Raw genomic sequence first — 17,636 nt, 5'->3', positions numbered from 1 at the left:
CTAACCGGTCCTAATAACTCTGATCATGCTTGTAGAATCCCACCATCAATGACAGCCCTGCTATGCAGGACACGTCAAAGATGACGGACGATAAGCAGCCAGACACACATCTGAATACGCACGGGATACATCGATTAAAAAACCAGCACGCCAGCTCCATTGCTTGGTGACCATAGCGTCAGTGACCCACCCGATCCCTTCTCGAACTCGGCCGTGAAACCTGACAGCGCCGATGGTACTACCGCTTAAGCGTTGGAAGAGTAGGACGTCGCCAGGCATTGAAGCCGGCGTGCTGAAACCCATTCACAATCTCAAAAACAATCAAGAGGCCCCAAGTGGGCCTCTTCGCGTTCCTACAGAACGCAAAAACTACGGGCTCAACTCAAGCCCTCAGTGTCGCGGGGTGGAGCAGCCCGGTAGCTCGTCAGGCTCATAACCTGAAGGTCGCAGGTTCAAATCCTGCCCCCGCAACCAACTGAATACACACACGCCGTCCCGGTTAAGCCGAGGACGGCTTTTTTGTACTTTATTTTAACAGCTTACGCCGAAAAACAAGCGCTTCTCGCATCCCACGCAAACCCGCTGGATCCCAAGACAGCGACAATCAGCAATGGCACTGACCTGACCTAGGTGGGGCTCCATGCGATCAAGCGGAAGCGTATCGTAAAGTTCGCCCATCAGATGGTGGTGTGGTGCATCATGTCCGGGTGAAGCTGGAGGGGGAAGTTTCTTCTGCCCCGTTCGGGAAAGTCGAACGAAAAGCGCAGGATTATCCCAGTTCTGCGAAAGGGAGAGCGGGGGTACTTATCACGGAAAGGAGTATCCGTGATGAGAAACGTATATAGCCAGTTTGGAAGTTGCCGTCGTGCTTTGGCCCACCAAGCCGAACCGGTTGTTGTCGCACTGAGCGTTGCCGGCCTGACGGGCGCAGCACTAACCACACTGAGCCTGCTTATCTCAGGCATCAGAAATCATACAGCGGGATGACTTTAACAGCAGCGGCGTAGCTTAGAGCGCAGGCGGATGGCGATCAGTCGCTTGCGACAACGTGTTCGGCAGCCTGAGAGGCCAGGCTCTCCACCAGCAGCTTGTCGATCCTGAGCCCGTCCATATCGACGACTTCAAAACGCCAATCCTGTTCGGTGAAATGATCGCCCTCGCTGGGCACCTGCCTGAGAACACCCAGGACGAAGCCGGCAGCTGTGGCATATTCGCGATCTTCCGGGAGCGAAATACCCAGACGGTCTGCCATCGCGTCGGCTGCCATCGCCCCGGAGATGAGCAGAGAGCCGTCCTCACGCTCCACGACCATCGGTGAATCGCCTTCATCCTGATGGCTGACGAACGTACCGGCGATGGCTTCGAGCACGTCGTTGGGCGTCACCACGCCTTCGAGATGTCCATATTCGTCATGGACCATCGCCATCGGAACTTCTGCCTGTTGCAAGGTGCGCAGGGCGTCGGTGGCGTCGAGCTGGTCCGGGATGACTTCGGCCTTCTTCATCATGGCGGAAATATCGACCGTCTGCCCGGCCACAATGGCGGCCAGCACTTCACGTACCTTGAGGATGCCCAGAACGTTGTCGGGGGCATCGCGCTCGATGACCGGCAGAAGCGAGTGGGGCGATGCCTCGATGCGGGCGCGCAGGTCTTCCTCGGTCGCATCCGCCTCGATGGCGTAGAGCTGGTTGCGCGGGGTCATCAACTCGCGGACGGGCCGGTCGGCAAGGCGCAGGACGCCCGCCATCATCGCGCGCTCGTCTTCGGCGATGGCGCCCGAGCGGGTGGCCTCTGCGAAGATCATCTGGAGTTCTTCCGCGGTGATCCGTTCCTCTCCGCCCCGGCGTGCGCCGAGCAGCTTGAGGAGAGCGCCGGAGGAGCGATCGAGCAGCCACACAAAGGGTGCCATGACGCGCGACATGATGACCATCGGGCGCGCCGCGATCAGCGCGATCGGCTCCGCCGCGCGCAGGGCCAGCTGCTTGGGAACCAGTTCACCGATCACGAGGCTGGCGTATGTGGTCACGATGATGACCAGAGTGAAGCCGGCTTCACCGGAATAGCGGGCTGGCACGCCAAGCGCTGCAAGCCGCTCCGCCACGGGCTGGCCCAGGCTCGCCCCGGAATAGGCGCCTGCCACAATTCCGATCAGGGTGATCCCGATCTGCACAGTGGAGAGGAACTTCCCAGGGTCCGCCGCAAGCGTGAGCGCGGTCTGCGCTGCACCGCTGCCCTTGTCCGCCGATATCTTCAATCGTGCGGCCCGCGCCGAGACGATTGCCAGTTCGGACATGGAAAACAGACCGTTGAGCAGGATGAGCCCAACGATGATGAGCAGGTCGGTCCAGGGAAAGGGTGTCACAGTGCCTCCAGCGCTAGCAGAGATTTGCGCGAACGCGAAGAGGGCCTGTCATGCAGAGGGCAAATGGTTGGAGGCGGAACTGGCGAGGGGGCGGGCTCGTTACTGCCTCGCCCCCAGATCACTATCCATTTGCCATTCATGTTCATGACCGCACATAAACCATGCGAAGAACAAGACGGTATTATTCGAGAGGGAACGACAAACCATGAAGACGTCTCGCATTCTCACATCGGTGGCGGCCGTATGTGCGCTGGTGACGGTATCCGCGTGTGTGACCGATCCGAACACCGGCGAGCGCAAGGTTTCGCGAACGGCAATCGGCGGTGCCGGCGGCGCCGGCCTCGGCTATCTGCTGGGCAGCGTGATTGGTGGCAAGACCGCGCGCATCATGGGCGCGGGTATCGGCGGTGTCGCTGGGGCTGCGATCGGCTACCAGAAAGACAAGCAGATCCGCGAACTCAAGGAACAGACTGCAGGTTCCGGCGTCAATGTCAGCGATACGGGGGACGGTATTCTCCTGAACCTGCCGGATGTGACATTCGCGGTCGATTCGACGGCGATCAGCCCGTCGTTCCAGGCTACGCTGGACAAAGTTGCCGCCAGCATGAACCAGTATCCGAACAGTCTGATCGACGTCTACGGACACACGGATTCGACCGGTTCGGATCAGTACAACATGGATCTGTCGCAGCGACGTGCGGATTCTGTCGCCAGCTATCTGGCGATGCGCGGCGTGAACCGGAATCGCATCCGCACCGAAGGTCTGGGCGAGCGTTATCCGGTGGCCGACAACAACACGCCGGAAGGCCGGGCGGCCAATCGCCGCGTGGAGGTGAAGATCACCCCAGTTTCGCAGGACGATACGCGCGGCGCGCACTGAGGCGCTCGGGCAGAACGATCAAGCGAAGGGCCGCCCGGTGGGGCGGCTCTTTTCGTATGGCGCGTATTTCTGTTCCATCCCGGCAGGAGCGTCTCGACTTTGCCGGGCCGAGAAGGAATAGAAGAGCGCATGACTACCGATACGTTGCAAACCACGCTCGACATTCCCGGCTTCGATCTGGGCACCTTCGTCGCATCCACGCTGGACGAGGATCTTGGCGTTGGCCTTGCCGGGGGAGGGCGCGACGTGACGGCGCTCAGTGTCATCGGGGCGGATGACCGGTTTTCCGGCGTCATGGAATCGCGTGACGCTGTTGTCGTGGCGGGCCTGCCCATTGCCGCAGCATTTTTTCGCCATCTCGATCCGACGATGAACATCGAAATCCTTGTCGAGGAAGGTTCTGTGGTGGAACCCGGCACGGCCTTGATGCGCTTCTCCGGCCTTGCCCGCGCCATGCTGACGGCGGAGCGCAGTGCGTTGAATACGGTGCAGCACCTGACCGGCATCGCGACGATGACGCGGCTCTATGTCGAGGCGATGGAAGGCCATGCCACGCTGCTCGATACGCGCAAGACCATCCCTGGTCTGCGTCATCTGGAGAAGTATGCCACTCGCACCGGCGGCGCACGCAATCACCGTATGGGGCTGTGGGACGCGGCGATGATCAAGGACAATCACGTCCTTGTTGCGGGTAGTGTTGAAGAGGCCGTACGCCGTGCGCGTGAGGCGGGCGTGCCGCAGATCATCTGCGAGGTGGATCGCCTCGACCAGATCGAGCCCGCGCTGGCTGCGGGGGCGCATCATCTGCTGCTGGACAATATGGGGCCGGAAACGCTGCGCGCAGCTGTGGGCATGGTCGCCGGGCGCGTACCGACCGAAGCGTCGGGCGGGGTCAATCTTTCCACCATCGGCGCGATCGCGGCGAGCGGTGTCACCTATGTCTCGGTCGGGCGTCTCACCCAGAGTGCGCCGGCCGCCGACATAGGTCTGGACTTCACGCCGCTGTGAGACTCGCTGCCGCCGCTCTTGTCGCGGCGGTCGCCGCGATTTCGCCATTGCCGGTGTTCGCGCAAGCTTACCAGTGCCGCGTCCCTGCGACGATCCCGCCACCGCGCCCGGTAATGCCTGACGGGCCTGTACGCCGGGGCGTCGCGGTGGGCTACACGCTGGCGGCCAGCTGGTCGCCGGAATATTGCCATTTCGCGCACGACAAGGGCTCGATGCAGTGTTCCGGCCGACAGGGCCGGTTCGGCTTCGTCCTGCACGGGCTGTGGCCGGAAGGCGGGGCAGGCGGTGCTCCGCAGTGGTGCGGGGCAACTCCTCCCTCGGTGCAGACATTGCGCGGCGCCTTGTGCATGACGCCATCGCCCTCGCTGCTGGCGCATGAGTGGGCCAAGCATGGCAGTTGCATGGCCCGAAGCCCTGAGGGCTATTTCAGGGTCAGCGGCATTCTGTGGCGTTCGCTGCACTGGCCCGATGCGGACTTCCTTTCGCGAAAGCGCGGGCTTGTCGCCGGAGACTTGCGCGATGCCTTCCTGGCCGAGAATCCGGGCTGGCGCCGCGATGCCGTAGGGATTGTCGCCAATCGCGGCGGATGGCTGCGCGAAGTGCAGCTCTGCACCGACCGGCATTTTCGTCCTGCCCGGTGTGATTCCCAGCGTTTCGGCGCGGCAGACGGAGAGTCGTTGAAAATCTGGCGCGGGCTCTAGGGCCGATCGACATTCAGCCCTGACGGCCTGCAAATGGCGATTTTCCGAGCTTCCGGTGCTCACGTACAGAAAGTACGCTGCGCTCCGGGTCTCGAAAAATCACCATTTTCGGCTCGTCATCTTCTGAATGTCGATCAACCCTAGGGCCAGGATCCTAGTCAGCGCCGCGCGGCGAAGAAGGCTTTCAGCAGTGCCGAGGCCTCGGCAGCGGCGATGCCGGAGTAGACCTCGGGGCGATGCAGGCATTGCGGATGCTCGAACACCCGCGCGCCATGCTCCACCGCGCCGCCCTTGGGATCGGAGGCGGCATAATAGACGCGGGCGATCCGGGCATGGGCGATGGCGCCTGCGCACATGGCGCAAGGCTCCAGCGTGACCCATAGCTCGCAACCTTCGAGTCGCTCGTTACCCAATGCAAGAGCGGCGGCCCGAATCGCCTCGATCTCCGCATGGCTGGTAGGGTCGTGGCGTTCGCGCGGCGCATTGCGTCCACAGGCGATCACCTGGCCGTGCTTGACGATCACCGCGCCGATGGGCACTTCGCCCGCTTCTGCGGCTTTGTGTGCCTGTTCCAGGGCTTTCAGCATCGGTTCGGGGATCGGCCAGCGGGTCATCGCCCTATCGCTAGCGCGTGGAATTCCTGTGCGCAACTTGACCTCGCCCTATAGAATCGCTAATGGCGCGCCTTCCCGTGTAACGGCACAGAACATTTTCGAGCGAGAAACAGCATGTCCCGCATTTGCGAACTGACCGGCAAGGGCCGTCAGGTTGGCTGCAACGTCAGCCACGCCAACAACAAGACGAAGCGCGTCTACCTGCCCAACCTCCAGAACGTCACGCTGATGTCGGAGACTCTGGACCGCAGCTTCAAGTTCCGCGTTTCGACCCACGGTCTGCGCTCGGTCGAGCACAATGGCGGTCTCGACAACTGGCTGCTGAAGACCTCGGACGCCAAGCTTTCGCCGCGCGCCGTCAAGGTGAAGCGCGAGCTGAAGAAGCAGGCAGTCGCCGCCTGATTTTCCACCCTGTGATGCTCTGATTACGGAGCACGCAGCTGGAAGGCAGGTTTACGAAAGGGCGCGCAGGGCAATCCTGCGCGCCCTTTCGTGTGTCTGCGCTCCATCGCCTTATTCAAACGGCCTGTTCGGGAAGCGGCTGAAAGCGGCCTTTATTTCATCGGTCCGGTAAACAGGATCGGATCGACCCGAGACCCCTGCCACATCAGGCTCCAGTGCAGGTGCGGGCCGGTGGCGCGCCCGGTCATGCCGATCAGGCCGATGACCTGCCCCTGCTTCACATGGTCGCCCTGATGGACGAGAATCTGCGAGCAGTGCAGGAACGCACTGTTCAGCCCCATGCCGTGGTCGATCATCAGCAGGTTGCCCTCCAGCGTGAAAGGCTTGTCTGCCGCCAGAATTACCACGCCATCTGCAGGGGCGACAAACGGCGTACCGCTGCGCCCTGTCGCGATGTCGAGCCCGGAATGATAGGCCCCCGGCTCGCCGCGATAGATGCGCTGGGATCCGAACTGGCCGGAAATGCGCCCCTGTGCGGGCCAGATGAATTTCTGGCGCCAGCCTTGCGCGTCGGTCCGCAGCGCACGGGCGGCGTGGATGCGGTCGAGTTCCGGCTGACGCAAGGCCATGAAAGCGGAGCTGGGTCCGCCCGTGCCTCGCGCGATATTGATGTTTTCGATGTGCCAGGCGCGCGGGGACACCGCGATCTGCTGGGTGACGCTGCGGCCATCCGCCAGCGTCGCGACGAGCGTGGCGCTCGGCCCCGCATCCCGGTCGAACGCGGCGAACCAGTCGCCATCGGGTGCGATCGGAATGGGCGTGCCGTCGAAGGTCAGCGTGCGGGTGCCCTGCGGCACCGTGCCGCGCACCCAGCCGCCCTGTGTCAATTCACCCTTGTAGCGGATCATGCCGATGGCACGGCCCGATTGCAGGCTATCGTCCGGGCGCTGGGCCGGAAGCAGCGAGGCAGGCGCAGCCCCGACCAGCAAGGCTGCTGCTGCGCCGAGCAATCCGGCTTGCGTCAGCAGCCTCACGCCGGCGAAAGCATCCGGCGCGTCGCGATCTCGGGCGAAGCATAGGCTTCCTGCCGTTCCGCACTCCAGTAGCGCAGCTCTTCCAGCGGGATCTTCTCTGCCGTTACCGCGCACTCGACATAGGAGCCCGCGCGCAGGACGCGGAAGCTGCCGGGGCCGTACTGGAGCGTGGCGGGGCGATCTGCGGATGACATCAACATGGAAGTAATCCTAGCAGAGCCCCGGCTTCAAAACAAATCCCCCTGCCGTGCCGATGGGCTGGTCGGTCGTGTCGGACGCGGTGCCTTGGGGGGCGTGGAAGCGGGCGGCGCGGAAACGGCGCCGTCCACCTGTACCGCCAGATCGCCGTCTCGGAATTTCAGGACCAGAACCGCTTCCTGCCCGGCCGATGCGGCGCTGGTCAGCGTCTGGCCTTGCGCGCTCACCACCCGTGCGAAGCCACGCTCCAGCGGCTTGTCCGGGTTCAGCTGCGGCAGCACGCGGGCAAGTTGGGCAAGGTCGCCCTGCGCGCGCACCATCCGGCGCTCGAGCAGGCGCGGTTCCAGTCCGGTGCGGGCAAGGCGCTCGGCGCTGGTCTGCACGCGGTGGCGCAGCAGCGGCAGCGAGAGCCGCGCTGCCACCTGACCCAGACGCTCGCGCTTGCCGGTGGCCTGATCGCGCAAAGCTCGCCGCAGGCGCTCGGCCAGATCGTCGAGTCCCTGCTGGCGCTGGGCCAGAATTGCCTCGGGCCTGGGCAGGCGCTGGACACGGGCTTCGAGCCGCTCGCGCCCCAGCATGACCGGGCGACCGGCGCTGCGACGCATGCGATAGCCCATCTCGTCGAGGGTGGCCGCGAGTTCGCTGCGGACCGGCACCGCGATCTCGGCAGCGGCGGTCGGCGTCGGTGCGCGGCGGTCGGCGGCGTAGTCGCAAAGGGTCGTGTCGGTTTCGTGGCCGACGGCGGAGACCACCGGGATACGCGATTCGGCGACCGCGCGGACGACGATTTCCTCGTTGAAGCCCCACAAGTCCTCGATCGAGCCGCCGCCGCGCGCGACGATCACCAGATCGGGGCGCGGCACCGGACCATGCTCGGGCATCTCGGAGAAGCCACGCACCGCGCGGGCGACCTGTTCGGCGGAGCCTTCGCCCTGCACCAGCACCGGCCAGACGAGGACGTGGCTGGGGAAGCGGTCTGCCAGCCGGTGGAGAATATCCCGGATCACCGCGCCGGTCGGCGAGGTGACGACGCCGATGGTGCGCGGCAGAAACGGCAGGGCGCGCTTGCGTTCGGGGGCGAACAGGCCCTCTGCCGCCAGCCGGGCACGCAGCTTTTCGAGCAGCGCCAGCAGCGCGCCTTCGCCCGCGATCTCCATCGTTTCGATGACGATCTGGTACTTCGAGCGGCCCGGATAGGTGGTCAGCTTGCCGGTGGCGATCACTTCCACGCCATCTTCGGGGCGGAAGGCGAGGCGCTGGGCACCGCCGCGCCACATCACCCCGTCGATGACGGCCTTGTCGTCCTTGAGCGCGCAATAGAGGTGGCCCGAGGCCGCGCGTTTCACGCCCGAAAGCTCGCCGCGCAGGCGCACGAACCCGAAGCGGTCCTCGACCGTACGCTTGAGGATCGCGGAAATCTCGCTGATGGAAAGCGGCGCGGCGTTGTCGCCTGCGTCCTGCTTCGCTACCAGCCCTCCCGAACGACCATCTTCATATTCGTCATCGTCGAAAGGCACAGCGCATGAACATCCTTCTTCTGGGCTCGGGCGGCCGCGAACATGCGCTGGCCTGGAAGCTGGCGCAATCCCCGGCCTGCGACACCCTGTGGGCAGCGCCCGGAAATCCCGGCATTTCCGAGGTTGCAACATGCATCGCGCTGGACGCGACCGACCATGCCGCCGTGATCGCTTTCTGCGAAGCGAATGTCGTCGGCCTCGTCGTCATCGGTCCCGAGGCGCCGCTGGTCGACGGGCTTGCCGATTCGCTGCGGGCCGAGGGCTTTGCCGTATTTGGGCCGAGCAAGGCGGCGGCGCAGCTGGAAGGGTCCAAGGGCTTCACCAAGGATCTGTGCGAGCGGGCGGGGATTCCGACCGCAGGTTACGTGCGCGTGACCGACGAAGCGGCGGCGCTTACGGCGCTGGCGCAGTTCGGCGCGCCGGTGGTCATCAAGGCCGATGGTCTGGCGGCGGGCAAGGGCGTGACCGTGGCGATGACCATGGCCGAGGCAGAGGCTGCCGTGGCGGACATTTTCGCCGGGCGCTTCGGCGAAGCCGGTGCAGAGGCGGTGATCGAGGAATTCATGGAGGGCGAGGAAGCCAGCTTCTTCGCGCTGACCGACGGTTCCACCATTGTCCCCTTCGCCTCGGCGCAGGACCACAAGCGCGTGGGCGAGGGCGATACCGGCCCCAACACCGGCGGCATGGGCGCCTATAGCCCGGCCCCGGTGCTGACCCCGGCGCTGGAAGCCGAAGTGCTCGAACGCATCATCGCGCCGACCGTGCGCCAGCTTGAGGATGACGGCACGCCCTATTCTGGCGTGCTGTTCCTGGGCGTGATGCTGACGGATGAAGGCCCCAAGCTGATCGAATACAACTGCCGCTTCGGCGATCCCGAGTGTCAGGTGATGCTGCTGCGCCTCGAATCGGATCTGGTGGAGCTGCTCCATGCCTGCGCCGAGAACCGCCTTGCCGCGATCGAAGTGCCGAAGTTCAGCCACGATACCGCGCTGACGGTGGTGATGGCGGCGAAGGGCTATCCCGATACGCCCGAGAAGGGCGGCGCGATCGCAGGCCTTGTCGAGGCCGAGGCGGATGGCGCAAAAGTCTTCCACGCAGGCACCGCGCTGAAGGACGGCGCACTGGTCGCCAGCGGCGGGCGCGTGCTGAACGTCACGGCGCGCGGTGGCTCGGTGCGGGAGGCGCAGGCCCATGCCTATGCCGCGCTCGACAGGATCGATTTCGCTAGCGGCTTCTGCCGCCGCGACATCGGCTGGCGCGAGGTTGCCCGCGAAACAACCAAGGGAAGCTGATCCATCATGAAGCTCGACGTCGATGCCATCCTCAAGCTGAGCCTCGCCGCCGCCGCGCTGATGGCGGGGGCGGGCATCGGCGGGTACTACGGGCTCTACCTGCCGCTCCATACGCAGAGCGTGGAGACGCAGGCGGCGGCGCGGCAGGCCGATGCCGACAAGGCGCAGAACAAGGCCGCGCGCGATGCCGCCGTGGCCGAGGCGAAGCGCAAGGTGGCGGCACAGACCGGCTACGACGACTGCGTGAACATGGCGGGCCTTGCCTATCGCAACCGCTGGAACGCCAGCTGCCGGGCGATGCGCCAGAGCGATATCGAGGCCTATCAGGACTGTCGCGGCAAGTGGTTCTCCAGCGATGCCAGGTGCCAGCGCAAACATCCGGTGCGCCCGGCGATGGACTGCGACCTGCCCGCCGATGTCGCCGCCGCCTATGCCGACGATCTCGACAAGGCCAAGGCGCAATGTCTGGGGACGTTGCAGGGGGCCGCCCCGCAGCAGTCGGTGCCCGCCGCACAGCCATCGCTGTGACCTGCGGCCTGTGCAAGGTGACACTTGCGCGGGGCTGGTTGACACAGGTGACACGGTCCAGAGGACAAACTCGCGTTTCCGCCTCAGAAGCGTCAATTTGCGCGGAAAAGCGCGTCATCTTGCAGGTTAACGGCGTTAACATCGCCGGGAAATCTGTCACCTTGCGTGAGGGGCAAGGTGACGGGGCGGCCCGTTGCAGGAACACGCGCAGGAGAGGGTGAAGGCGGGGCGACATGGCCCGGTTTTACCGCAAGGCCGGACATGTAGGAAAATCGCGCTGCGGCGCCTGTTTACGACTGCGGCGGGATGGCGGAACACAACACCGAGTGTCTGCCCTTGTCGGTCTTACCGAATTACCAGCCGAACCGGCGCGATCTCGATGACCGGGGTTTCCCAAGGGTGCGCGGCCATGACCTGCGCCACGGCGTGGTCCAGTGCCGGATCGTCCATCGCACAGGCGGCGTGGATCACCAGCGCCACGGTGGGCGAGAGCGCGGTCTCGCCGCTGGCGCCGAGCGTCGGGGTGGCGTTCGCGCCGGGGCGGAAGCTCTCCCAGCCCGGCGAGAGTTCGACGACGCCCGAATAGAGATCGAAGTGGCCCAGCGGATTGTCGGCACGCACGATGGCGAACATCGCGGCGAGCACGGGATCGCGTTCCGCCGCCCCGGCATTGCCCGCCAGCATCGCGGCGAGGGTCTCCGCCGCCACGGGCACATGGATTTTCAGGCGGACGGCATCCCGCGTCTTCACGCAGCGGCACTCTCATCGAGCAGGCGCACCGTCAGCGCCAGGCGCTTGGCATCCTCGCGCGCCAGATGTTCGCGCGGCAGGCGCAGCTTGGCTTCTTCCAGCGCGGCGACCACCTGCGGGCGCGAATAGCCCCGGTCGGCGAAGTATTCGCCAAGATACCGCACCGGGAAGGGGGCCGCGCGGTCCACCGCGTGGGCCAGCAGGTCGAGCCAGAACACGTCGACTTCGGCGTCGGCATAGACATCGCAGCCTTCGACGAAGGCGACGATCTGGTCGAGCACCTCCACCGGGGCCTGCCCTTCGCCTGCCAGCATCGCGCGGCTGATGCCGTGCAGGCTTTCCGCCTCGCTCGACCAGTCCCAGTGCTGCCAGGCGGGCAAGGGACGGATCAGCCACGAGGCACTGCGCCCGTCCACCCGTGCCAGCGCGACCTCGATCGGGAAGGACTGCCCGTGCTCGGGCAGGCAACTCGCTTCGAAGTCGATGAGGGCGACGGGCTTATCCGGGGCGGGCGCAGCGGTGCTCAAGGTGGTGCTCAGGCGGTCGCTTCGGAGACGAGCGCGGCGATGTCGGCCTCGGGCCGGGCGCCGTAGTGCGAGATCACTTCGGCGGCGCAGATCGCGCCCATCTTGAGGCAGGTCTCGGGGGCGAGACCGCGAACGTGGCCGAACAGGAAGCCCGCGGCGAACAGGTCGCCCGCACCGGTAGTGTCGACCACCTTGGCGATCGGCTCGGCGGGCACGGAAACCATGGCGCCATCGACGACGGCCACTGCGCCCTCTGCACCGCGCGTGACGACCAGCACCGGCACGTTGGGGGTCAGCTTGGCGATACCGGCGTCGCAATCGTCTTCGCCGGTCAGCGCGGCCAGCTCACCTTCGTTGGCGAACAGGATGTCGATCTGGCCCTGGGCGATCAGATCGCGGAAATCGTCGCCGTGGCGCGAGATCACGAAAGCGTCGGACAGCGTGAAGGCGACCTTGCGACCGGCATCGCGCGAGGCGGCGATGGCGCGGCGCATGGCGGCGCGGGGCTCTTCCGGATCCCACAGGTAGCCTTCGAGGTAAAGCACCTGCGCGCTGGCGATGGTGTCGACGTTCAGCGCGTCGGCGGGCAGGAACTGCGAGGCGCCGAGGAAGGTGTTCATCGTACGCTGGCCATCGGGCGAAACGAAGATCAGGCAGCGCGCGGTGGGCGGATTGCCTTCGCGGGCGGGGGTGTCGAAGGCGATGCCGCCGGCGCGGATGTCATGCGCGAAGACTTCGCCGAGCTGGTCTTCCGCGACCTGGCCGATGAAGGCGCACTTGGCGCCAAGCGCGGCAAGGCCGGCCAGCGTGTTCGCCGCCGAACCGCCCGAGATCTCGCGCGCGGGGCCCATGGCATCGTACAGCTCCTGGGCGCGCTCGGTATCGACCAGCGTCATGCCGCCGCGCTGGAGGCCGAGTTCGGCGATCTTGGCATCGGCACAGGGGGCCATGACATCGACGATGGCATTGCCGATGGCGACGACATCGAGGGTAGCGGGCGTGGTCATGTGGGGGAGCGTCCTTGGAAAATGGTGTGAACACCCGCGCGAAAGGCGCGCCGGGCGGAAAATGTCTGTCCTGTAACCGCGACTAGCGCGCGCTCCGCCGCTCGGCAAGGTGCGTAGGCGTTGACAGCACGTCGCAGGCGGGCAAGACGCGCAGGTTCAGCATAGTGGCGGGCATGAGACGGGCATAACGATGGAACGGGGTATTTCGGGGGGCATGAGCGTGCCGGTATGGTCGCCACGATCGTCGCCGCGATCGTCGTCACTGTGGCAGGCGGTGCGAGGGCCTGTCGTCGCCTCGCTGCTGGCACTGGGGCTGGCGGCCTGTTCGGCGACCGGCGGCGGTGTCCAGAGCACGCCGCGTCCGTCGCGCGGGCACGAAGCGCCGGTGCGCAAGCCGGTGGTCGCCCCGCCGCGCAATCCCGAATTCCAGCGCGCGCCGGGTCTCGAAGGGGTGATCGGCGCCACACAAGGGCAGCTGGAGCGCCAGTTCGGCAAACCGCGCCTCGATGTGTGGGATGGCGATGCTCGCAAGCTGCAGTTCACCGGGAACGCCTGCGTGCTCGATATCTACCTGTACCCCACCACCCAGTCGCGCGAGCCCTTGGCCAGCTATGTCGATGCACGCCGGGCCTCGGACGGCAAGGATGTCGATCGCGGGGCCTGTGTCGCAGCGCTGAGAGGCAGATAGGGAAAAGGGCGGCTGGATTTCTCCGGGGCCGCCCTTTTTATTACACCGTGAAGCTTTCGCCGCAGCCGCAGGCGCCTTTGGCGTTGGGGTTGTCGAACACGAAGCCCGCGGTGAAATCGTCCTCGCGCCAGTCCATCGTGCTGCCGATCAGGTAGAGCACCGAGGCGGCATCGATGTAGAAGGTGCCGCCGGGGGTGGCGATCTTCTCGTCCATCGGGCTTTCCGCCGTCACGTAGTCGACCGAGTAGGCAAGGCCCGAGCAGCCCCGGCGCGGGGTGGAGAGCTTGACGCCGATGGTGCCCTCGGGCGCCTGCGCCATCAGGTTGGCGATGCGCGTCTCGGCGCCGGGCGTCAGCAGGACGGCGGCGGGACGGGCGCGGGTGGTCGTGGTGGCGGTCATAACGTCTTTTCCCAGAATTGCGCCGTTCCGACTTCGGGATCGAGCGCGAAATCGCCAAAGCCCATGGCGCGGTAGAGCCCTTGCGCACGGGCATTGCCGGAGAGCACTTCGAGCGTGACCTTGCAGGCCCCACGTCGCCGTGCCTCGGTTTCCACCGCCGCCATCAGCGCCTTGCCGACGCCGTGTCCGCGCGCGCCGGGCAGCACCGAAAGGTCGTGGATGTTGACGAGCGGGCGAGCCTTGAAGGTCGAGAACCCGGTTTGGCAGTTGGCAAGGCCCACCGCCTCGTCACCGAGAAACGCCAGCAGCGAGAACGCGCCGGGATGCGCGGCGAGCGCGGGCACCAGCGTGGCGCGTACCGTATCGGGTAGGGGGTTGCCGCCGCCCATCGGATCGCGCGCATAGGCATCGAGCAGCGCGATGACGTGTGCGCCGTCATCCGCATCGCCATAGTCGGCGAGGCGTATCGTCACCGTAGGGGTGGCAACCTCGGTCACAGCATGCCCAGTTCGAGCTTCGCCTCGTCGGACATCTTGGCCATGTCCCACGGCGGATCCCAGATCAGGTTGACCTCGGCATCGCGCACACCCGGAACGGCGGCGACGCGCAGCTCCACTTCGCCGGGCATCGATTCGGCGACCGGGCAATGCGGCGTGGTGAGCGTCATCGTCACCGCGACCGAACCTTCGTCGGTGATGTCGACGCCGTAAATCAGGCCGAGATCGTAGATGTTCACCGGGATTTCCGGGTCGTAGATCTGCTTGAGCGCCTCGATCACGCCATCGTAGGTCGCCCCGCCCGGCTCGCCGGGGTTCGTGCCGTGCGGCGTTTCGGCAAGGAACCCGTCGAGATAGTCGCGGCGACGCGGCTCTTCCGAGGGTGCCGGAACCGGCGCATCGTCCACCCGCGCGCGGGGCGGCGCGGGCGCGGCTTCGACTTCCTCGACGTCGAACTTGCGGGTTTCGCCGGAAGTGGACTGGTCGGTCATCCGAAAATTCTCCTGGTGCGCTCGATCCCCTGCATCAGGGCGTCGATATCGCTCTCGTCATTGTACAGGCCGAAGCTGGCGCGGGCGGTGGCGGGCACGCCCAGATGCTCCATCAGCGGCTGCGCGCAGTGGTGGCCGGCGCGGATCGCCACGCGGGCCCCATCGGCGCCTTCTTCATCCAATATGGTGCCGAGGTCGTGCGGATGCACCCCGTCGAGCGCAAAACTGACGATCCCGGCGGATTCGTCCGGTCCGAACAGCGTCACGTCGTTGCGCGCGCGCAGCGCCTCGCGCAGCTTGGCCGCCAGCGCCTTCTCGTGCGCGTCGGCCACGTCGATGCCGACATCGCTCAGCCAGTCGACCGCAGCGGCGAAGCCGATCGCCTCGATGATCGCGGGCGTGCCCGCCTCGAAGCGCTGCGGCGGCGGAGCATAGGTGGTCTCGGCAAAGGTCACGCGGTCGATCATCGAGCCGCCGCCCTGCATCGGGGGCATGCCATCGAGGATCTCGCTGCGCGCCCACAGCACGCCGATGCCGTTGGGGCCGTAGAGCTTGTGCGCCGAGAAGGCGTAGAAGTCACAGCCGAGAGCGGCCATGTCGAGCGCGATGCGCGGCGCGGCCTGACAGCCATCGACCAGCAGCTTGGCGCCGACCTTGTGGGCAAGGGCTGCCGCACGCGGCACGTCGAGGATCGAGCCGAGCACGTTCGAGACATGCGCCAGCGCGACCAGCTTGTGACGCTCGGTCAGCATCGCCTCGGCGGCGTCGAGGTCGATCCGGCCATCGGCGGTCAGCGGACAGACGTCGATCTCGATCCCGGTGCGCTCACGCAAAATCTGCCAGGGCACGATGTTGGAGTGATGCTCCAGCAGCGAGAGCAGCACGCGGTCGCCGGGCTTCAGGTTGGTGAGGCCCCATGTCTGCGCGACGAGGTTGATCGATTCGGTGGCGCCGCGCGTGAACACGATCTCGTCTTCGCGCGCGCCGATGAACGTCGCGATGCGGCGGCGGGCCGCCTCGAAGCGCAGGGTCATCTCGGCGGAGCGCGAATAGACGCCGCGATGGACGGTGGCGTAATCCTCGCCCATCGCCTTCACGGTCGCTTCGATCACCGCCTGCGGCTTTTGCGCCGTCGCGGCAGTGTCGAGATAGTGCCAGTGCCCGGACATGCCCGGGAACTGATCGCGCAGCGACAGATGGGTGAGCGTGTCCGTTGTCATGCGTCCTCCAGATCTTCCGCCAGCGCAACGCCCAGCAGCGCGGCAAGGCGGGTCTGTGCGGCCAGGCCGAGCGCCTCTTCGCCGGGGGCACCGGCAAAGGCTTCGGCGACGAAAGCCTGCAACATCAGCTGCTTGGCGCGCTGCGGATCGAGCCCGCGCGAGGTCAGGTAGAACAACCCCTGCGCGTCCAGTTCACCGATGGCGCAGCCATGCGCGGCCTTCACGTCGTCGGCGAAGATTTCCAGCTCGGGCCGGGCATTGGCGGTCGCCGTGCGGTCGAGCAGCATGGCGCGCACCGACTGTTCGGCATCGGTGCCATCGGCCCCGCGCGCCACGGCAATGCGGCCAAGGTACGTGCCGGTCGCGTGCTCGGCCAGGACCGAGCGCACGATCTGGCTCGACGTGGCATTGAGTGCGGTATGCGTGACTTGCGTGACGATCTCGACCGTGTGCGAGGAGCCGCCCAGCTGCGCGGCGCCGATGGTGAAGTCTGCCGCTTCGCCCAGCGTCACGTCCACGGCGATGCGGCCATAGCTTGGCCCCGCGACCAGCACGCGCAGGTCCAGCTTCGCGCCCTTGCCCAGCGTGATCGCGAAGTGGCGGGCCACGGCGCCCTCGCCGGTCTCGACGATCTCGAACGACTGCTCGTCACCGTCGGCGACGGTCAGCGTCTCGACCGGGATCGGCCAGACGGTCTCCAGCGCGGCGATGTCCGAATAGCGGAAATCCTCGTCGCGCCGGGAAGGGAGAGCGAGTGCGCTGCTCATGCCGCCTGCTCTTGCACCACGGCTTCGTAGCCCTCTTCCTCCAACTGGAGCGCGAGGTCGGCGCCGCCCGACTTGACGATGCGGCCGGCGGCCAGAACGTGGACGAAGTCCGGCTTCACGTAGTCCAGCAGGCGCTGGTAGTGGGTGATCAGCAGCACCGACTTGTCCGGCGTGCGCATGATCGCGTTGATGCCTTCGCCGCAGATGCGCAGGGCGTCGATGTCGAGGCCGGAATCGGTCTCGTCGAGGATCGCCAGCTTGGGATCGAGGATGCCCATCTGCACCATCTCGGCGCGCTTCTTCTCGCCGCCCGAGAAGCCGACGTTCACCGGGCGCTTCAGCATGTCCATGTCCATGCGCAGCAGCGCGGCCTTTTCCTTGGCGAGCTTCAGGAAGGCGCCGCCCGACAGCGGTTCCTCACCACGCACCCGGCGCTGGGCATTGGCCGCTTCGCGCAGGAACTGGACGTAGGAGACGCCGGGGATCTCGACCGGATACTGGAAGCCCAGGAACAGGCCAGCCGCAGCGCGCTCGTGCGGCTCCATCTCCAGCAGATCCTCACCGCCGAAATCGACGCTGCCGCCGGTCACCTCGTAGCCGGGACGGCCGCCGAGCGTGTAGCCCAGCGTCGACTTGCCCGCGCCGTTCGGGCCCATGATCGCATGGACCTCGCCCGGATTGATCGTCAGCGACAGGCCCTTCAGGATCGGCTTTTCGGCTACGGTGGCGTGGAGGTTGTCGATCGTAAGCATG

At 66.0% G+C, this 17,636-nt stretch carries 21 protein-coding genes, 1 tRNA gene and 1 rRNA gene; 9 read left to right on the top strand and 14 right to left on the bottom strand.

From position 1 onward, the window contains the following. The first annotated feature begins 162 nt into the window (after positions 1-162). Together rrf and AC3EC3_RS17835 are read left to right on the top strand one after the other, a co-directional pair. A 5S ribosomal RNA gene (gene rrf / locus AC3EC3_RS17840) occupies positions 163-277 on the top strand. A gap of 120 nt (positions 278-397) precedes the next feature. Beyond that, positions 398-474 (top strand) — tRNA-Met (locus AC3EC3_RS17835). Between the two features lie 556 nt (positions 475-1,030). Here the strand turns inward: AC3EC3_RS17835 and AC3EC3_RS17830 are convergent. Then, positions 1,031-2,362: a hemolysin family protein gene (locus AC3EC3_RS17830; protein ID WP_488490942.1), complete on the bottom strand. Its 1,332-nt coding sequence runs from the start codon at positions 2,360-2,362 to the stop codon at positions 1,031-1,033. A 205-nt stretch (positions 2,363-2,567) separates the two neighbouring features. Here AC3EC3_RS17830 and AC3EC3_RS17825 point away from each other — a divergent pair, with 205 nt between their 5' ends. The 3 genes from AC3EC3_RS17825 to AC3EC3_RS17815 all read left to right on the top strand — a co-directional run bounded on the left by AC3EC3_RS17825 (position 2,568) and on the right by AC3EC3_RS17815 (position 4,951). Further along, the gene (locus AC3EC3_RS17825; protein WP_260926248.1) at positions 2,568-3,242 is read left to right on the top strand and encodes a YiaD family glycine zipper/OmpA-like lipoprotein; all 675 of its coding nucleotides are present in this window, start codon (positions 2,568-2,570) and stop codon (positions 3,240-3,242) included. 129 nt (positions 3,243-3,371) lie between these two features. Further along, positions 3,372-4,250: a carboxylating nicotinate-nucleotide diphosphorylase gene (gene nadC / locus AC3EC3_RS17820; protein ID WP_488490941.1), complete on the top strand. Its 879-nt coding sequence runs from the start codon at positions 3,372-3,374 to the stop codon at positions 4,248-4,250. Next, positions 4,247-4,951 (top strand): ribonuclease T2 family protein, encoded by a 705-nt coding sequence (locus AC3EC3_RS17815; RefSeq protein WP_488490940.1) that lies wholly within the window; start codon positions 4,247-4,249, stop codon positions 4,949-4,951. The genes nadC and AC3EC3_RS17815 overlap by 4 nt, the downstream gene beginning before the upstream one ends. Before the next feature lie 158 nt (positions 4,952-5,109). Here the strand turns inward: AC3EC3_RS17815 and AC3EC3_RS17810 are convergent, their stop codons facing one another. Then, on the bottom strand, positions 5,110-5,565 hold the full coding sequence (locus AC3EC3_RS17810) for a nucleoside deaminase (protein ID WP_488490939.1): 456 nt from the start codon (positions 5,563-5,565) through the stop codon (positions 5,110-5,112). 114 nt (positions 5,566-5,679) lie between these two features. Here AC3EC3_RS17810 and rpmB point away from each other — a divergent pair, with 114 nt between their 5' ends. Beyond that, positions 5,680-5,967, top strand: a complete 288-nt coding sequence (gene rpmB, locus AC3EC3_RS17805) for a 50S ribosomal protein L28 (RefSeq protein WP_260926256.1) — start codon at positions 5,680-5,682, stop codon at positions 5,965-5,967. Between the two features lie 152 nt (positions 5,968-6,119). Here rpmB and AC3EC3_RS17800 read toward each other — a convergent pair whose 3' ends face one another. Genes AC3EC3_RS17800 through xseA form a run of 3 tightly spaced genes read right to left on the bottom strand, consistent with a single transcriptional unit; the run spans position 6,120 to position 8,716 of the window. Beyond that, positions 6,120-7,001: a M23 family metallopeptidase gene (locus AC3EC3_RS17800; protein WP_488490938.1), complete on the bottom strand. Its 882-nt coding sequence runs from the start codon at positions 6,999-7,001 to the stop codon at positions 6,120-6,122. After that, the gene (locus AC3EC3_RS17795; RefSeq protein ID WP_488490937.1) at positions 6,998-7,201 is read right to left on the bottom strand and encodes a DUF2093 domain-containing protein; all 204 of its coding nucleotides are present in this window, start codon (positions 7,199-7,201) and stop codon (positions 6,998-7,000) included. Before AC3EC3_RS17795 ends, AC3EC3_RS17800 begins: the two co-directional genes overlap by 4 nt. 27 nt (positions 7,202-7,228) lie before the next feature. Continuing rightward, positions 7,229-8,716, bottom strand: coding sequence for an exodeoxyribonuclease VII large subunit (xseA, locus tag AC3EC3_RS17790; protein WP_488490936.1), 1,488 nt, complete (start codon positions 8,714-8,716; stop codon positions 7,229-7,231). A 5-nt stretch (positions 8,717-8,721) separates the two neighbouring features. Between xseA and purD the strand changes: the two genes are divergently transcribed. Both purD and AC3EC3_RS17780 read left to right on the top strand, forming a co-directional pair. Then, positions 8,722-10,008, top strand: coding sequence for a phosphoribosylamine--glycine ligase (purD, locus tag AC3EC3_RS17785; protein WP_488490935.1), 1,287 nt, complete (start codon positions 8,722-8,724; stop codon positions 10,006-10,008). 6 nt (positions 10,009-10,014) lie between these two features. After that, positions 10,015-10,536 (top strand): hypothetical protein, encoded by a 522-nt coding sequence (locus AC3EC3_RS17780; protein ID WP_488490934.1) that lies wholly within the window; start codon positions 10,015-10,017, stop codon positions 10,534-10,536. Positions 10,537-10,881: 345 nt separating this feature from the next. Here AC3EC3_RS17780 and AC3EC3_RS17775 read toward each other — a convergent pair whose 3' ends face one another. Genes AC3EC3_RS17775 through AC3EC3_RS17765 form a run of 3 tightly spaced genes read right to left on the bottom strand, consistent with a single transcriptional unit; the run spans position 10,882 to position 12,820 of the window. Further along, on the bottom strand, positions 10,882-11,286 hold the full coding sequence (locus AC3EC3_RS17775) for a hypothetical protein (RefSeq protein ID WP_488490933.1): 405 nt from the start codon (positions 11,284-11,286) through the stop codon (positions 10,882-10,884). Then, on the bottom strand, positions 11,283-11,813 hold the full coding sequence (locus AC3EC3_RS17770; RefSeq protein ID WP_488490932.1) for a 3'-5' exonuclease: 531 nt from the start codon (positions 11,811-11,813) through the stop codon (positions 11,283-11,285). Before AC3EC3_RS17770 ends, AC3EC3_RS17775 begins: the two co-directional genes overlap by 4 nt. 8 nt (positions 11,814-11,821) lie before the next feature. After that, positions 11,822-12,820: an adenosine kinase gene (locus AC3EC3_RS17765; protein WP_488490931.1), complete on the bottom strand. Its 999-nt coding sequence runs from the start codon at positions 12,818-12,820 to the stop codon at positions 11,822-11,824. A gap of 190 nt (positions 12,821-13,010) precedes the next feature. On the opposite strand from AC3EC3_RS17765, the gene AC3EC3_RS17760 reads away from it, so the two are divergent. Further along, entirely contained in the window at positions 13,011-13,508 is a 498-nt protein-coding gene (locus AC3EC3_RS17760) for a hypothetical protein (RefSeq protein ID WP_488490930.1), read from the top strand. 40 nt (positions 13,509-13,548) lie between these two features. On the opposite strand, the gene AC3EC3_RS17755 is transcribed toward AC3EC3_RS17760, so the two are convergent. From AC3EC3_RS17755 to sufC, 6 genes are read right to left on the bottom strand one after another with little or no spacing between them, the layout of a single operon-like run. Then, entirely contained in the window at positions 13,549-13,908 is a 360-nt protein-coding gene (locus AC3EC3_RS17755; protein ID WP_488490929.1) for a HesB/IscA family protein, read from the bottom strand. After that, positions 13,905-14,381, bottom strand: a complete 477-nt coding sequence (locus tag AC3EC3_RS17750) for a GNAT family N-acetyltransferase (protein WP_488490928.1) — start codon at positions 14,379-14,381, stop codon at positions 13,905-13,907. The genes AC3EC3_RS17755 and AC3EC3_RS17750 overlap by 4 nt, the downstream gene beginning before the upstream one ends. Positions 14,382-14,401: 20 nt before the next feature. Then, positions 14,402-14,896, bottom strand: coding sequence for an SUF system Fe-S cluster assembly protein (locus tag AC3EC3_RS17745; protein ID WP_488490927.1), 495 nt, complete (start codon positions 14,894-14,896; stop codon positions 14,402-14,404). Next, the gene (locus AC3EC3_RS17740) at positions 14,893-16,116 is read right to left on the bottom strand and encodes an aminotransferase class V-fold PLP-dependent enzyme (RefSeq protein WP_488490926.1); all 1,224 of its coding nucleotides are present in this window, start codon (positions 16,114-16,116) and stop codon (positions 14,893-14,895) included. The genes AC3EC3_RS17745 and AC3EC3_RS17740 overlap by 4 nt, the downstream gene beginning before the upstream one ends. Then, positions 16,113-16,883, bottom strand: a complete 771-nt coding sequence (locus AC3EC3_RS17735; RefSeq protein ID WP_488490925.1) for a SufD family Fe-S cluster assembly protein — start codon at positions 16,881-16,883, stop codon at positions 16,113-16,115. Before AC3EC3_RS17735 ends, AC3EC3_RS17740 begins: the two co-directional genes overlap by 4 nt. Then, entirely contained in the window at positions 16,880-17,635 is a 756-nt protein-coding gene (gene sufC, locus AC3EC3_RS17730) for a Fe-S cluster assembly ATPase SufC (RefSeq protein ID WP_488490944.1), read from the bottom strand. The genes AC3EC3_RS17735 and sufC overlap by 4 nt, the downstream gene beginning before the upstream one ends. Position 17,636 lies beyond the last annotated feature (1 nt).

The organism is Novosphingobium sp. BAM6 (assembly GCF_057784955.1).
Note: the sequence above shows the minus strand (reverse complement) of the source record. Positions and strands in the feature narration are given on the sequence as shown.